The organism is Deinococcus marmoris DSM 12784, from assembly GCF_000701405.1.
In the GTDB taxonomy this organism is placed as follows: domain Bacteria; phylum Deinococcota; class Deinococci; order Deinococcales; family Deinococcaceae; genus Deinococcus; species Deinococcus marmoris.
Genome location: NZ_JNIV01000021.1, coordinates 1 through 15143, shown reverse-complemented (window position 1 = coordinate 15143; position 15143 = coordinate 1). Strand labels below are relative to the sequence as shown.

General features: G+C 66.6%; 13 protein-coding genes. 5 read left to right on the top strand and 8 right to left on the bottom strand.

Going from position 1 to position 15143, the window contains the following annotated elements; all coding sequences use genetic code 11:
• Nucleotides 1-52: 52 nt before the first annotated feature.
• The 4 genes from Q319_RS0106745 to mce all read right to left on the bottom strand — a co-directional run bounded on the left by Q319_RS0106745 (nucleotide 53) and on the right by mce (nucleotide 4912).
• Entirely contained in the window at nucleotides 53-2971 is a 2919-nt protein-coding gene (locus tag Q319_RS0106745) for a transglutaminaseTgpA domain-containing protein (protein WP_029481354.1), read from the bottom strand.
• A 55-nt stretch (nucleotides 2972-3026) separates the two neighbouring features.
• The gene (locus tag Q319_RS0106740) at nucleotides 3027-3977 is read right to left on the bottom strand and encodes an AAA family ATPase (RefSeq protein WP_029481353.1); all 951 of its coding nucleotides are present in this window, start codon (nucleotides 3975-3977) and stop codon (nucleotides 3027-3029) included.
• 120 nt (nucleotides 3978-4097) lie between these two features.
• Nucleotides 4098-4493 carry a VanZ family protein gene (locus Q319_RS0106735; RefSeq protein ID WP_029481351.1) on the bottom strand — a complete coding sequence of 132 codons (396 nt, stop codon included), beginning with the start codon at nucleotides 4491-4493 and terminating at the stop codon, nucleotides 4098-4100.
• Nucleotides 4490-4912 (bottom strand): methylmalonyl-CoA epimerase, encoded by a 423-nt coding sequence (gene mce / locus Q319_RS0106730; RefSeq protein ID WP_029481349.1) that lies wholly within the window; start codon nucleotides 4910-4912, stop codon nucleotides 4490-4492. Before mce ends, Q319_RS0106735 begins: the two co-directional genes overlap by 4 nt.
• Nucleotides 4913-5090: 178 nt before the next feature.
• Here mce and Q319_RS0106725 point away from each other — a divergent pair, with 178 nt between their 5' ends.
• Genes Q319_RS0106725 through Q319_RS0106715 form a run of 3 tightly spaced genes read left to right on the top strand, consistent with a single transcriptional unit; the run spans nucleotide 5091 to nucleotide 7780 of the window.
• A complete protein-coding gene (locus Q319_RS0106725; RefSeq protein ID WP_051655170.1) occupies nucleotides 5091-5975 on the top strand; it encodes a fructosamine kinase family protein in 885 nt (294 codons plus the stop codon).
• Between the two features lie 40 nt (nucleotides 5976-6015).
• Nucleotides 6016-6894 (top strand): VOC family protein, encoded by an 879-nt coding sequence (locus Q319_RS0106720; RefSeq protein WP_245619022.1) that lies wholly within the window; start codon nucleotides 6016-6018, stop codon nucleotides 6892-6894.
• Nucleotides 6895-6910: 16 nt separating this feature from the next.
• Nucleotides 6911-7780 (top strand): hypothetical protein, encoded by an 870-nt coding sequence (locus Q319_RS0106715; protein ID WP_029481346.1) that lies wholly within the window; start codon nucleotides 6911-6913, stop codon nucleotides 7778-7780.
• Nucleotides 7781-7854: 74 nt separating this feature from the next.
• Here Q319_RS0106715 and Q319_RS0106710 read toward each other — a convergent pair whose 3' ends face one another.
• Together Q319_RS0106710 and lepA are read right to left on the bottom strand one after the other, a co-directional pair.
• Complete coding sequence (locus Q319_RS0106710) at nucleotides 7855-9639, bottom strand: tetratricopeptide repeat-containing diguanylate cyclase (RefSeq protein ID WP_162178626.1); 1785 nt, start codon at nucleotides 9637-9639, stop codon at nucleotides 7855-7857.
• 274 nt (nucleotides 9640-9913) lie between these two features.
• Entirely contained in the window at nucleotides 9914-11752 is a 1839-nt protein-coding gene (lepA, locus tag Q319_RS0106700; RefSeq protein ID WP_034414124.1) for a translation elongation factor 4, read from the bottom strand.
• Between the two features lie 112 nt (nucleotides 11753-11864).
• Here lepA and Q319_RS0106695 point away from each other — a divergent pair, with 112 nt between their 5' ends.
• Both Q319_RS0106695 and Q319_RS0106690 read left to right on the top strand, forming a co-directional pair.
• On the top strand, nucleotides 11865-13217 hold the full coding sequence (locus tag Q319_RS0106695; RefSeq protein WP_029481340.1) for a M28 family metallopeptidase: 1353 nt from the start codon (nucleotides 11865-11867) through the stop codon (nucleotides 13215-13217).
• 59 nt (nucleotides 13218-13276) lie between these two features.
• A complete protein-coding gene (locus Q319_RS0106690; protein WP_029481339.1) occupies nucleotides 13277-14086 on the top strand; it encodes a GNAT family N-acetyltransferase in 810 nt (269 codons plus the stop codon).
• Here Q319_RS0106690 and Q319_RS0106685 read toward each other — a convergent pair.
• A complete protein-coding gene (locus Q319_RS0106685) occupies nucleotides 14083-14547 on the bottom strand; it encodes an MOSC domain-containing protein (RefSeq protein ID WP_245619020.1) in 465 nt (154 codons plus the stop codon). The genes Q319_RS0106690 and Q319_RS0106685 overlap by 4 nt on opposite strands.
• 283 nt (nucleotides 14548-14830) lie before the next feature.
• The coding region (locus Q319_RS24285) for an IS66 family transposase (RefSeq protein ID WP_029481335.1) at nucleotides 14831-15143 on the bottom strand (313 nt) is incomplete at its 5' end.

The window sequence follows — 15143 nt, the reverse complement described above, 5'->3', positions numbered from 1 at the left end:
ACGCCAGCAAACGACTCTTCATTCCGGCCTGGATGCGCGCGCGAGTGCGTTTCTACCGTTTGACCTTTCGCAGCGCCAGTGCCAGCGTCTTTAGAGCCTCTGCCGGGTCGCCCGGCGCATAACGTGCAGCGTGGTAAGCGCGGACCACCTCGTTCAGCGCGGGGGCCAGATGGGGGCGGGCGGCGGTGGCGCGGGCGGCATAGGCGCTGGGGGTTTCGCCGGGGGCGCGGGGCAGGCGCAGGCGCACGGTCAGGTCATGCAGCGCGCGGGCGGCAGGATCACGCGGGCGTGCCCCCTGCCGCAGCCACCACAGCGCAGGCAGCAGCGCCAGCGCCAGCAGCAGGGGCAGCACCGCCAGATACCCCGCCGAACCGACGCCGCCCAGCCCCACCCGCGACAGCAGCGCCTGCTGCTGGGAGCCGTCATAGCCCACCACCAGATCGTTCCAGCGGTTTTGCAGGGCGTCCAGCCGCAGGCCCAGGCGACCCAGCGAGGTAGGTGCGGCGGCGGCAGCGGCCTGCGGGCGGCTCAATGCGGTGGACAGCCCGGCACTCACGCGGGCGGGGGCTACCACGGCGGTGGGGTCCACGCGCTGCCAGCCCTGGCCCGCCACCCAGACCTCGGCCCAGGCGTGGGCGTCCTGCTGGCGCACGATCAGGTAGCCGCCGTCGGGGTTGACCTCTCCGCCCAGGTAGCCGCCGACGATGCGGGCGGGCAGTCCGGCGGCGCGCATCAGGAACACGAAGGACTGCGCGTAGTGTTCGCAAAAACCCTGTTTCGTGCCGAACAGAAAGGCGTCCACCCGGTCCTGCGCGGGCAGCAGCGGCGGCGAGAGGGTGTACGAGAAGCTACCCCGGCGCAGGTAATCCAGTCCCGCCTCGATGCGCTCCTGCGGCAACAGGCCCCGCCAGCTTTCGCCCAGCGCGGCGGCGCGTGGACTCTGTCCGGCGGGGAGCAACAGATCAAATTGCAGCCGTTCCGGGTTCTCGCTGACGCCCAGGCGGGCCGGACGGCTTTCCAGGGTCACGCGGCGGCGGGCATTGACGGGGCGAAAGGTCACGGCCTGAAACGCGGTGGTCAGGACCGCCCCCTGCGGCAGTTCCAGGGGGGCGTCCAGCGCCAGCAGCCAGGGATTGCCGGACGGCTCCAGCGTCAGGGTGTAGTTCCAGGCCGGGGCCGAGGAGAGAGGCTCGGTGCTGGGGGACGGGCCACCGATCCGCACCTGCTTCCAGGACTGGCCGTCATACGCCTCGTAGACCGGGCCGCGCCAGTAGCGCTGATCCGGGGAGGGCATTTCTCCCGTGAAGTCGGCGCGAAAGGCCACCGCGCGGTTCTGCGCCAGATTGCTGTACTCCCCGGCGCGAATCTCATTGGACAGACCCGTGGTGGCCCCGCCCTGAATCGGCAGTTGCCACAGCGGGCTTTCCGGACGGGGAAACAGCACGAACAGCGTCAGCGCCAGCGGCGCGGCCAGAGCCAGCAACCCGCCGCTGCGGATCAGATTGGCTGGCAGATCCGCCTCATTCTCCCGGCTGCTTTCCTTGAGATCAGTGCGTGTAGGAGCGGTCCAGCGCGAGGCCGCCGCCAGCAGCAGTGCCGCGCTGAGAATGGCGTGCAGGGCGGTCAGCGGTCCCTGCCCATGAAAGAAGTGCGTGCTGGCGACGAACAGCCCCAGCAGTACCAGCAGGTGGCCGTCGCGCCTGCCGTGGCTCTCGGCAGTTTTGAGGGCCACCAGCAGCCCCAGCAGCGCGGTCCCGGCGGCACTGCCCAGCAGCGTGCCATACGTGGCGTTCAGGCCCACGGCGGCCAGCCCGGCCACCACGCCCAGCGCCCAGGTGGGAATGGCAGGAAGCGGACGGCGGGTGCGGAGCGCTCCATAGACCAGCAGCCCCGCCACCAGCGCCGAATCCCACAGCGGCTGCCGCAGCACCCCCGGCACGAGGGTGAACGCCAGCGCCAGCAGCGTGACCCGCAAGGCGTCGGTGTCGGTGGCGGCCAGCAGCTTGAGACGGGCCGGGGGCGTGGCCGGGGGAAAGGGAGCAACACCCGCCAGCAGCGTCAGGGCAGCCAGCCGTTGCGTCTCGCCACTGCCTGCCGCCAGCGCCGCACCGGGCAACTTGAGCGCGAAGGGCAGGCCAGCGTGATCCATCTCCCCCACCCAGGTAGCCAGCCGGGAGAGGCGGGCCTCGGGATCTCCCGCCGTATCCTCCCAATCCAGCAGACGCACCTGTCCCTGCGCGGCGTCGGTCTCGCGGGTCAGCAGGTTGCCGGTGCGGGCCACATGCCGCCAGGAAATCTGCCGGGGCGAGTCGCCGGGGGTGTACGGGCGCAGGCCAGCGAATTCCTCGTCGCCGCGCGTGCGGCTGTGGCCACCCTCCAGACCCGGTACCGTGCGCGGGGGCGCGGGGGGCGCGTTCGTCTCCGGGACCGGGGCGACGTTGACCGTGACTGGCGAGGGCGCAGCCAGACCCGCCGCCCACAGCCCCAGAAAATCTAGCGCGGCGGGAGCAGAGGCCGTCAGCGTCAGCGGGCCGCGTGTGCGGGCGGGAACCGGCACGATCAGGGTGCGGACCTCGCCCGCCGCCACGCGCAGGGTGGCGGTCCGGGTGTCGCCCGCGCTGCTTTTCAGATTGACCGTGACCGCACCCGCCACCGTTGAAGTGACCGACAGGGTGAACAGCGCTTCACCACCAGCACTGGCTTCAATGGGCGCGCTCAGGCTCAGGCGCACCTGCCGCGCGGCGCGGGCCACCCCGGTAGACGCCATGACCCACACGCCGCCCAGCAGAAAAGTCAGGCCATAGCCCAGGCTCAGGCCGTAGTTGATGCAGCCCACCAGGGTCAGCGTGACCAGCAGCAGAAACGCGAGGCCAAAACGGGTGGGCCGCAGGGAAAGAGCCGGGCCTGAGTTGCGTGGAGTGGCAAGAGGTGGTGCCGGGCGCTCTGCTTTCCGGGCCTGATTGGTGGTCATGGGGCGGAGAAAGCCGACTGGCGCGAGGCTCCTTGCACTGTCTGCACGGTGCGCCTCACGGGATCGGCGTGTCCGCCAGCATCCGGGAGATCAACCCCGCCACATCTACACCCGGACCGCGCACGGGTAGGCGGTGGGCGGCCAGCGCGGGAAAAACGGCCTGCACATCTTCGGGCAGGGCCATCGGGCGGCCTGCCAGATAGGCCCAGGCACGGGCGGCAGACAGCAGCGCCAGCAGGGCGCGCGGGCTGAGGCCCACCGACAGCCCCGGATGCTCACGGGTGGCGCGGGCCAGCAGTTGCAGGTAATCCAGCAGCGGGCCTGCCGCGTGAATGCCGTCCACCTCGCGCTGCATCTGGAGCAGGGTGGGGGCGTCCAGCACGGCCCCCAGATCACGAACGCTCTGGCTGCGGCCCCCGGTTTCCAGCAGGGTGCGCTCGGCGCGTGGGTCCGGGTAACCCAGCGTGATGGTCATCAGAAAGCGGTCCAGTTGCGCCTCGGGCAGCGGCGAGGTGCCCACAAAGGCCGCCGGGTTCTGCGTGGCGATCACGAAAAAGGGATCGGGCAGGGGCCGGGTCACGCCGCCCTCGCTGACCTGCCGCTCCTCCATCGCCTCCAGCAGTGCGCCCTGTGTGCGGGGGGTGGCGCGGTTGATCTCGTCGGCCAGCAGGACCTCGCTGAAGACTGGTCCCGGATGGAAACGGAAGGCCGAATTGGGAGCGTCCCACACGCTGATGCCGGTCAGATCGGCGGGCAGCAGATCGGCGGTGAACTGCACGCGCCGGAAGTCCAGGCCGAAGGTGCGGGCCAGCGCCCCGGCCAGCGTGGTCTTGCCCACCCCCGGCTGGTCCTCGATCAGCAGATGCCCACGCGCCAGCAGGCAGGCCACCGCCAGCCGGATCTGCCCCGGCTTGCCCAGAATCACGCCGTCGAGCTGCGCCAGCGCGGCCCTTAAGGTCTCTGCGTGCGAGAGGGACTGGGGGGCGGAGGTCACGGCGCGCATCATCTGGGTCTCAGCCTAGCGGGCGGGGTCTGACAGAACTGCGACGGGGCTGACGGGGGAGCCAGGGGACCTCCTGATCTCGACAACCCAGCTCAGCCAGCCCACACTCTGTTCTCCGGGTCTCTACCAGCTCTGATTGCGAACCGTCTCCGCTTCTCCCTCTTCCCGCGCGCCCCTGCGCCGTGTCGCCCAGCGCGAGCCGATCCACGCCCCGGCCAGATCGAACAGCCAGTCGGTGACGCCCGCGTCGCGGCCCGGCACGAACGCCTGATGCACCTCGTCCAGCGCGCCCCACCACACCGCGATCAACAGGGCAATGTCCCGCCGCCCCGTCGCCCGGCCCAGCGCGTAGGCCAGCGCAAAATACGCGGTGAAATGGGCGATCCAGTCCAGAGGATGCACCAGCGGCGGCCCCGGCGTATCGGGAGAACTACTCAGCCACCAGATCGCGGCCATGATGCCCAGAGAGATCAGCCACCACACGGCCCGGAAGCGGGAAGAGGTTGCGGGCGGCGTCAAGCCCAGTCCGGGTCGCGGGGGTGTTCCACCAGTTCGATCAGCGTTCCCGCGCCCCATTTGGGATGCAGGAAGGCCACCCGCGTTCCGGCCCGGCCCGGCGTGGGCGCGTCGCTCAGGAAACGTGCGCCCTCGCCGCGCAGGCGGGCCATTTCGGCGTCCAGATCGGCCACGCGGTAGGCGGTGTGGTGCAGGCCCGGTCCGCGTTTCTCCAGGTAGGCGGCAATCGGGCTGTCGGGGCGGGTGGGCATCAGCAACTCGATCAGGGTTTCGCCCACCTGAAAGGCACGCACACGCACACCCTGGGTTTCCACTTCCTCGTCCGGCCCCTCGGGGTGCAGGCCCAGCGCCAGATACGGGACACTCGCGGTGTCCAGATCGGGGGTGGCGACGGCGACATGATCCAACTGCGTGACAGACATCGCCCCAGCCTACGCCAGCCGCCGGAAGAGTGGGAGACGCAGGTTCAGGAGCCAGTCCGTTTCCGGCTCCAGCTCAGGCCGCAGCAACAATGTCAGGATCGGCGGCAGCGCGAATGGATGCAGGCTGGGTCAGGACAGGCCTTGTCCCCGTCCCTCACGCGCGTGGCACACTGCGGCCATGTCCCGCTCCATCGCGCCGTCGCTGCTGCCACTGCTGGAACAACATCTGGGAGGCCCGATTCTGGAATCCACACCCCTGAGCGGCGGGGACATCAACCACGTGTACCGGCTCAGGACCGGGCGTGGAGATTTCGTGCTGAAGGCCAAGCGCCGCGCCCTGCCACACGTCTTTTTTGCGGAGGCTCAGGGGCTGGGGCTGCTGCGCAGGGCCACGTCGCGCCGCCCAGCCGGACTGCTGATGCCAGAGGTGCTGGCCCACGGCGACGCGCCGGGCGGCTGGCAGTACCTGCTCCAGGGTTACCTGCCCCCCGGCGACGAGACGCCGCAGGCACAGGAGGCGCTGGGACGGGGGCTAGCCGCGCTGCACAGCGTTCCTGTTCCCGGTTTCGGCGACACGGCAGACAACTATTTCGGGGCGCTGCCACAGTTCAATCCACCCTTCCAGAACGCCGCCGACTTCTTCTGGAATGCCCGCCTGCGGCCCCAGTTGCGGCTGGCCCAGGAGCATCTATCGGAAGACGACACGGACAATTTTGAGGCCCTGCACCAGCGGCTGCCCCGGCTGATTCCCACCGGGCCGCCCAGCCTCGTCCACGGCGATCTGTGGCACGGCAACCTGCTGTACACGGCGGCGGGGCCAGCCCTGATCGATCCAGCCGCCACCCACAGCCACCGCGAGGTCGATCTGGCGGCGATGCGGCTGTTCGGCGGGGTGGCTGAGCGGGTCTTTGACGCCTATGCCGAAGCCTTTCCACCCGCACCCGGCTGGCAGGAGCGTACTGATCTGTGGAATCTGTATCCCCTTTTGTGCCACGTCAATATGTTTGGCAGCGGCTATCTGGGCCGCACCCGCGCCGCATTGAAGACGATTCTTGATTTATAAACCAGTTGACTTTTTAAAGCATTTGCAAGAGGATGAGGCCATGATTACACCTCCCCAGATCCTGCCTGCCACCACCAGTGTCGGCACAGTCACGCTGCTGACCGCCGATCTGCCACGCCTGCAAGCGTTCTATAAGGGCCTGCTGGGTCTGGGTCTCCTGGCCGAAACGGCTGAGGAAGTCACGCTGGGCGCGCACGGGACGCCGCTGCTGCGGCTGCGGGCCGCCGAATTTCCGCCCGCCTCCGTATCGCGTCCGGGGCTGTACCACACGGCGTTCCTGCTGCCCACGCGGGCCGATCTGGGGCGCTGGCTGGCGCATGCCGCACAGATGGGGGCACAGATGGGCCTCCGCATCGGCAGCGGCGATCATCTGGTCAGCGAGGCGTTCTACCTGAACGATCCCGACGGCAATGGCATTGAGGTCTACGCGGACCGCCCGCGCGACACCTGGACTTTCCAGAACGGGCAGGTGCAGATGGACACCGTGGCGGTGGATTCAGGAGCCGTGCTTGGCAGCGCCGGATTAAATGCAGACACCCTGGCCGACGCGCCTGCCTACGCTGGAGCGCCCGCTGGAACCGTGCTGGGCCACGTCCACCTGAAAGTCGGCAGCGCCGAACAGGCTGCCCGGTTCTACCGCGACACGCTGGGGCTGGACCTGATGGCGGACCTGGGCAGCGCCATGTTCATGTCGTGGGGCGGTTACCACCACCACATCGGCCTGAACGAGTGGCACACGCGCGGGCAGGCGGCCCCGCAAACGCCCGCGCTGGGGCTAGCTGAAGTCGAGTTCCTGGCTCCCGATCTGGCAGGGCTGCGGGCGCATCTGGCAGGCCACACGGATGTACAGGACGGCGGCGACTGCCTGAGTCTGCGCGATCCGTGGGGCAACCGCATCATGGTGCGGCAGACGGTCTGAACAGGTACGCTGGAGCATGAACCGTATTTTGTGGCGAACGCTGCTGCTCGGCGCACTTCTGACCACCGGGGCCAGGGGCCAGGGCGCTGCGCCTGACGGGTTCTTTCCAGTGCTGGTTCAGGCTCCCGGCAGCGAAAGCCCCACAGAGTTGCTGGGCGCAGTGGCGGGTGGGCGCTGGCTGACCGTGAAAGACACCGTGCCGCGCCTGAAAGGGCAGGAAAAATATCTGCGCCGCAGTCTGGGCGGCCCGTCCGTACCCGTCGTGGGCGGCAAGCCCGAATCCTTCGGTGAGCCGTGCCCGGACGCCTATGCTGTACCGGTCAACCCTGGCCGGACCTCTGACCAGTTTCAACTGTTCACCGCCAGCGCCCTGAATGCCTGGCCCCGGCCCGTCACGGCGCTGCCCACCGCCAACGAGACCTACCGCCAGATCGTGCGCGCAGAGCTGATCAAACGTGGCATCAGGAATCCGAATGTGCAGCTCGTGGGCCTGACCCGGACCGATCTGGACGGCGACGGCACGCAGGAAGTGATCATCGAGGCGACGCATTACAGCGAACGCTCCGGCATTTTTCCGCCGTCCATCGGGCAGCCGGGCGATTACTCCATCGTGCTGCTGCGCCATGTGGTGCGCGGGCAGGTCCTGACCCTCACGCTGGGCGCGGACATCGCGCCGCAAACGCCCCTGAAACCCGGCGACACCTTCGAGACCCGTCCGCTGGCGACGGTGATCCGGCTGGCCGGGGTCGCGGACCTGAACGGCGACGGCCAGATGGAGCTGGTTCTTTTCGGGGCCTATTACGAGGGATCGTCCTACAACGTGCAGGAATGGACGCCCGCACGCGGGCTGACAGACACGCCGCTGGAAACAGGCTGCGGGGTCTAGCCGCCTTGAACCCTCTGCGGACGGTCTGGAAAGTTGAGGCTGGGACAGCCCCCCCGCTTAAGCTGGACGCCCCGTTACCCGGCTGACGCCTTCACCTGCCGGACCTCTACCCGGTTGCGGCCCGCATTCTTGGCGGCATACAGGGCGTCGTCTGCGGCCTGCACCACGTCTTGTACCGCCAGCGTGCCAGGGTTCAACTGCGCGACGGCGGCCCCCAGACTGATGGTCAGGCTCAGGCCGGGGCGCACCGTGGACCAGTCGTGGTTCTCGGTGGCCCGGCGCAGGTTCTCGCACAGTTCCAGCGTGGCCGCCTCGCTGGCCCCGGTCAGCAGCAGCACGAATTCCTCACCGCCGTAGCGGGCCAGCAGATCGCCCCGGTGCAACTGCCCCCGCAGGAGCGCGGCCACATGTCGCAGCACCTCATCCCCAACCAGATGCGAGAACCGGTCATTCACGATCTTGAAGTGATCGATGTCGCACAGCACGACACTGATCTGCTGTGACGGCGACACCCTCTCCAGCGCCGCATCAAAGGCCCGCCGATTGGGCAGCCCGGTCAGCGCGTCCTCGTTGGCGTGCTGTTCCAGGCGGGCCATCAGGTCGGCAGTCCGGGTCTGGGCCGCCGTCAGGTCACGGTTGCTGGCTTCCAGGCGGGCGTTCAGCTCTGTCAGCTCTGCATTCTGTCGCTGGGCGGCCAGCCGCTCACGTTCGGCCTGCTCTAACTCGAACTGTACCCTCAGACTCTGGAGCCGTTGATCGGACGCGGCGTTGAACAATTCTCCGTTGAGCTGAAGATGCTGTTCCAGATGGGTTAGCGCCTCCTGGGGGCGGCCCGAATCCCGGTACAGTTTCGACAGTGCCAGATCAACCTTGCACAGCTCGTTGCGAATTTGCCCGGCTTCCGCCAGGGACCGCGCACGGTGCAGGGCGCTTAAGGCGTCCTCTACATGACCTGTCATGCCCAGTAACTCGCCCAGATGCCGTAGACTCTCGACCTGTCCAATCTCATCTCCAATTTTCTGAAAGGTTTCCATGCTCTGTTCAAAGAGGTGCCGCGCCTCGTCTAGGTTTCCCTGCTGCTGCGCCACCTGCCCCAGAAGCAGATCGAGACTGGCACTTTCGGACTGATCTCCAACGCGCTCGATCAGTTCACTGGCTTCCATATACATGGCCCTGGCCTGCGTGAACTGCTTCAGACCAAAATAGGCCTGGCCCACGGTCTGGAGGGCAATAATGTTCTGCATGGGGTCATCCACTGACGGCACATTCAAACAGGCCAGGGCCGCCTCCAGCGCGTCTTCATAGAGCTGCATCTCGTAATAGGTCGTGCTGAGATTATTCAGTGCGACCCGTTCTACGAACGGCAGATCATGCTCCCGGCTGAGGCCCAGAACCAGCAGATGGTGCTTGAGTGCATTGGGATGATCACCCATGGTGCCGTAGACCACGCCCAGGTTGAGCAGCGCATTGATCTCGCCCTGAACATGGCCCAGCGTCACACTCAACTGCCTAACCTGCAAGAAGAGTTCCAGGGCTTCAACGTGTCGGGCCTGCCGACTCTGCACGCCAGCCAGCGCATTCAGGCTGAGGCGTTGGCCCTCCTGATCGGCCAGCTCGCCGTAAAGGTGCAGTGCGCGGCGAAGTTCCGGTTCCGCCGCGATGAACTCTCCTTGCCTCATCAGTCCGAGTCCCAGGTAATGGGTCGCGCGGGCCAGCTCAGCTTCTTCCAGCGGCTGCTCCAGCACCAGACGCGAGAGACGCACGCATTCCTGTGGATCGCTTTGCCAGCAGTCCCAGGCCGCGTCCAGCAGCGCCCGGATCTGGTCCAGAGAAAGTGGATGGGGATCAGGCTTTGGCATAGGCATATCTGGTCAGGGACGGCAGCCCCACTCGAATGGGCCACAGAGAGGAACATGAGAGAGATTGTGTAATATATCTTACCAAGATTTCCCTCCTCTGTGTGACGGTATTGATTGACAGTCCTTCGAGAGAAAGTGAACAGGCCCCGGCAGGATGAATCCCGGCTCAGAGCCTACCCGTCTTCTTCTCACCGCACCCTTTCAACCGTCCAATTGACCGTCCAGAACGCAGACCCTACCAATTCACCAGCGTTGATTGGACGGCGAAGCCGCACTACTCGTCGGTACTCAACACCGCCAGGAAGGCTTCCTGCGGCACTTCCACCGTGCCGATCTGTTTCATGCGGGCGCGGCCCTTCTTCTGCTTGTTCAGCAGCTTCTTCTTGCGCGAAATATCGCCGCCGTAACACTTGGCCAGCACGTCCTTGCGGTACGCCTTGACGGTGGCGCGGGCGATGATCTTCGCGCCGATGGTGGCCTGAACGGGCACCGGGAACATCTGGCGCGGAATGACCTCGGCCATCTTGTCCACGATCTTGCGGCCCAGCGCGTAGGCCCGGCTCTCATGGACGATCACGGCCAGTGCGTCGACGATCTCGTTGTTAACCATGATGTCCACCTTGCGGAGATCTCCGTCGCGGTAGCCCAGTTGTTCGTAGTCCATGCTGGCATAGCCGCGAGAGATGCTCTTGAGGCGGTCATGGAAGTCGTAGAGGATCTCCGCGAAGGGCACTTCGTAGACCAGCTCCACGCGCTTGCCCACGTAGTTCATGGTGACCATCGAGCCGCGCCGCTCCTGAAGCAGGCCCATGACTGGCCCCACGTAATCCTCGGGCAGCATCACCGAGAGCTTGATGTACGGCTCCTCGACGTTTTCGATCCGGTCACGCGTGGGGAACTGCGCCGGGTTCTGGGTTTCAAACACGTCGCCGTTGGTCAGGCTGATGCGGTACACCACGGCGGGCGCAGTGGCGATCAGGTCCAGATCGTATTCGCGTTCCAGACGTTCCTGAATGATCTCGGCGTGCAGCAGACCCAGGAAGCCGCAGCGGAAGCCGAAGCCCAGCGCCTCGGACGTTTCGGGATCGAAGGAGAAGGCCGCGTCGTTGAGCTTGAGCTTTTCCAGCGCGTCACGCAGCTTGCGGTAGTCCTCGGTGTCGGTGGGGTACAGGCCCGAGAACACCACGGGCTGCGCGGGCTTGAAGCCGGGGAACGCCTCGGGGGTCTTGCGCTCCCGGCCCGTCAGGGTATCGCCCACCTGCGCGTCGGCAATGTCCTTGATCCCCGCCGCCACCCAGCCCACGGCTCCGGCCTGAAGCTCGTCGCCCACCACCAGACCGGGGGTGAAGGTCCCCACCTTATCCACCTCGAAGGACCTGTCCGCGTTCATCAGCGTGATCTGGTCCTTGGCGCTGATCCGGCCTTCCAGCACGCGCACGAACAGGATCACGCCCTGGTAGGCGTCGTAGAACGAGTCGAAAACCAGAGCCTTCAGGGGGGCCTCGGGATCGCCAGGGGGCGGTGGAATGCGGGCCACCACCGCTTCCAGAATCTCGTCGATGCCGATCCCCGCCTTGGCCGAGGCGAACACGGCGTCCTCGGCGGGAATGCCGATCACCTCTTCCAGCTCCCTGGCCGCACCTTCCGGGTCGGCGGCGGGCAGATCGATCTTGTTGATCACCGGCACGATTTCCAGATTGTTGTCGATGGCAAGGTACGCGTTGACAATCGTCTGCGCCTCCACACCCTGCGAGGCGTCCACCAGCAGCAGCACGCCCTCGCAGGCGGCCAGTGAGCGGCTGACCTCGTAATTGAAATCCACGTGGCCGGGGGTGTCGATCAGGTTCAATACGTAAGTCTCGCCGCCGCTACCGTCCTCGAACATGGGGCGGGTGTATTCCAGCCGGATCGGGGTGGACTTGATGGTGATGCCGCGCTCGCGCTCCAGCTCCAGCGTGTCCAGGGTCTGGTTGCGCCTGTCACGCTCGCCCATCGCGCCCAGGCGCTCCAGAATGCGGTCCGCCAGCGTGGATTTGCCGTGGTCCACATGGGCGATGATCGAAAAATTCCTTGTGGCTGTGGTGGGCAGGGAGGGGAGGGGCTTGACGCTCATTATCCCGCAGTGTAGCCGGGCGCGGCGCGAATGACAGCGGTGGGGGGCACAGGGGCGGGCATGGACCGGGGCTTACGGAAACCTTCGCGCGCTGAGAACCGTAATTCACTCCATGTACGCCCGACGCCGCCGTCTGCCCACCAAACCCGCCGCGCCCGCCTGGAAATGGGGCGTGGCCGTGCTGTCGGTCGTGCTGCTGATGGGAGGAGGCTGGCTGGCCGCTGGTTCGCCGCGCAACCCGGCAGCTCAGCCAGCGGCCACGGCGCGCACCGTGGAGCAGGACTGGGCCACCTTAAAAGGCTTTGGCCCGCGCCCCGTCGAAACGCCCGGCCACGGCGGGGCAGTGGCGTGGCTGGAAACGCAGTTCACGGCGCTGGGCTACCGCGTGACCCGGCAACCCGTCACCCTGGAGCGCCCCTTCGACGGGGGCGGCACGGTCAGAGTGGGGGAACTGAGCGTGCCTGCCGCCGCCCTGTACGGGGCGGGGGGCGGCGAGCAGTCGGGGCGGCTGGTGCGCGTCTCCCCCACCGATTCCCGCCAGCAGATGGAGGCGGCGGACCTGCGCGGGCAGATCGCCCTGGTGGCGCTGGACGCGGCCAGTTGCGGCGCGGTGTCATGGCGCGATCTGGCGGACCGGGCCACCTCTGCCGGGGCCTTTGGGCTGGTGGTGGTGGACGGTTGCCCGCGCCAGCAATCCAGTCGGGTGACCACCATGCCGCTTCCGCTGGTCCGGGTGAATGCGGCGGACGGGCAGAAGGTGCTGAAACTGGCGGGGCAGACCGCCACCGTCACCTCCAGCGTTGAAGTTCGCAAGGTCACCGGCCACAACCTGATCGCCGCCCGCGTGGAAGCCGCACCCGAGATCGTTTTCGGGGCACACCTGGACAGCGTGAACGCCAGCCCCGGCGCGAACGACAACGCCAGCGGCGTGCTGGCCGTGCTGGACATGGCGCGTCAGGCCGCCGGAACCCCGCTGGCAGACCGCGCATGGTTCGTGCTGTTCGACGCCGAGGAGGACGGGCTGCACGGCAGCTCTGCCTTTGCCCGCGATCCCTCTTACCCGGTCCGCGAGACCCGCGCCATGCTCAACATGGACATGGTGGGCGTGGCCGCCGAACCGCTGGGCTTCGCCGGCAACGCTGAAGTGCTGGCGCTGGCCCGGCAGCTCCGCCCAGACCTGCGGGTGTTCCGGGATGACGACCAACCCAGGCGCATCACGTTCGGGCGCACCAGCAACATCAGGGGCAGCAGCGATCACGTCTCGTTCATCCGCTGGGGCGTCCGCACGGGCTACCTGTACCGGGGCGAGGACGCCAATTACCACGGTCCCGGCGACAAAGTACTGGACCCGGATCTGGTCAGGGACACTGCCGACTTTGCCCTGAAGCTGGCGAACCGTGTCCTGGAAGCACCCTGGACACCGCGCGAGACCTGCGGCATCACCGGGCGGGACTGCCGGGAATAAGCTTGCCGTAGGCCAACGAGCCGATGCGTGGCCCTCAGACCAGGCGCTAGCCTCGGCGTATGTCCCCTTCCCTGGCCTACCACACCGATCTGGCCCTGCGCCGTCAGGAGGGCGCGGCGGTCACGCGCACGGCTGACCTGAGAGTGGTCCGCTCGCCGGGCAATCCGACGTTCTGGTGGGGCAATTTTTTGCTGATGCCGCGCCCGCCCGCAACAGGGGAGCTACAGCGCTGGCTGAGGGCATTCGAGGAACACTTTCCGCAGGCAGCCCACCGCGCATTCGGCGTGGACACAGCAGACGGCAAGGCGGGCGCAGTGGACGAGTTCAGGGCGGCAGGTTTTGAGATCTACCGCGACACCGTACTGACCGCCGGGCAAACGGTTGCGCCGCCCAGAATGAACAACGACGCTCTTTTCCGCCCACTGGCGGGGGACGCCGACTGGCGGGCGGCCCTGGACCTGCGTCTGGCCGTCAACCAGGCCTCTCCCGAACCGATGAAGTCAGAAGATTACCAGACCTTTGCCACCCGCAAGCTGGCCGACTACCGCGCCGTACAGGACGCCGGAGCAGGCGCGATGTGGGGCGCATTCGACGGTTCAGGGCAGATGCTGTCGGGCCTGGGGATTTTCGACGCCGGGCAGGGCGTGGCACGTTATCAGAGCGTGGAAACACGTCCAGACGCGAGGTCACGCGGGCTGGCAGGAACGCTGGTCCATGCGGCGGGTCAGTGGGCGCACACGGTCTTGGGCACGCGAACGCTGGTCATCGTGGCCGATCCCGAATACCACGCCCAGCACCTTTACGAGCGCGTCGGCTTTCGCCCCACCGAGATTCAACTGGGCTTCCAGAAGCGTCCGGCAGAGGGTTAGACGCGTTCCAACGGTCTATGCGGCGGCGGCGGCAACTCCACCCGGATTTCATCCCCTGAGCTGACTGTTCCGCCCACCAGCACCACACCCATGATTCCGGCCTTGCGGATCAATTTGCCGTCTTCATCCTCGTCCAGCACGGCTTTCAGCAGACCCGGTTGAAAGTTGTCGATCTGGCCACAGGGATTTCGCAGCCCCGTGATCTCGACGACTGCGTCTGCACCGATGTGCAGGCGGGTGCCACGCGGCAGGACCAGCAATTCCAGGCCACGCGTCAGCACATTCTCCCCCAGATCGCCGGGGCGCACCGTGAAGCCCTGGCCTGCCAGTTCGTCCAGCAGTTCGGCATGAATCAGGTGAACCTGCCGCAAGTTGGGTTGGTCCGGGTTTTGCCGCACGCGCGACAGGTGCTGGACGGTCACGCCCGCGTGTGAATCACCCTCCACGCCAAGACCCGCCAACAGACGAATCTGAGGCTGGCGGGTCTTGCTGAACCCATGCTGTGGGCTGGCGCTGACGCTATAGACCGTGCCGTTTATACGGCCAGTCTACGCAGGTCAGTTTTAGAGCCTATTCCGGAAGCCGAAGGTGAGTATCAGATTTAATGTGACTCAGACAGTGTTTCTGCTCCCTCCCTCTTTATGGGGGAGGGTTGGGGAGGGGGTGAACCGCAGACGCCCTCCCAGCGCACCTTAATCAAAACAAACGCTCCACTTTCCGAATAGGCTCTTAGTTGGTAACTACTCAGCGCGAGAAGTCGGGCATGAGGATGTCACCGCGAAATACACTCACGAGGCCCTGCCAGACATGTATGCCCTGCTTGCGAAGTGTGGAGATATAGCTGCGAATCCGGCAGAACGCCGCTCCACCAGTCAGAGACCGAAACCCACCTGACACTTTGCGCTTGATACAGAACATCCGAATATCCCGTTCCGCCTGGTTGTTGTCGAAGGGAACGTCGTCCCGTTCGAGAAACAGAAGCACCGCATCTCGGTGCTTCTGACACCGCAAGGCCAAATTCCGGCCCGGAGTTTGCCTGGGTTTTCCCCGGCGGCCT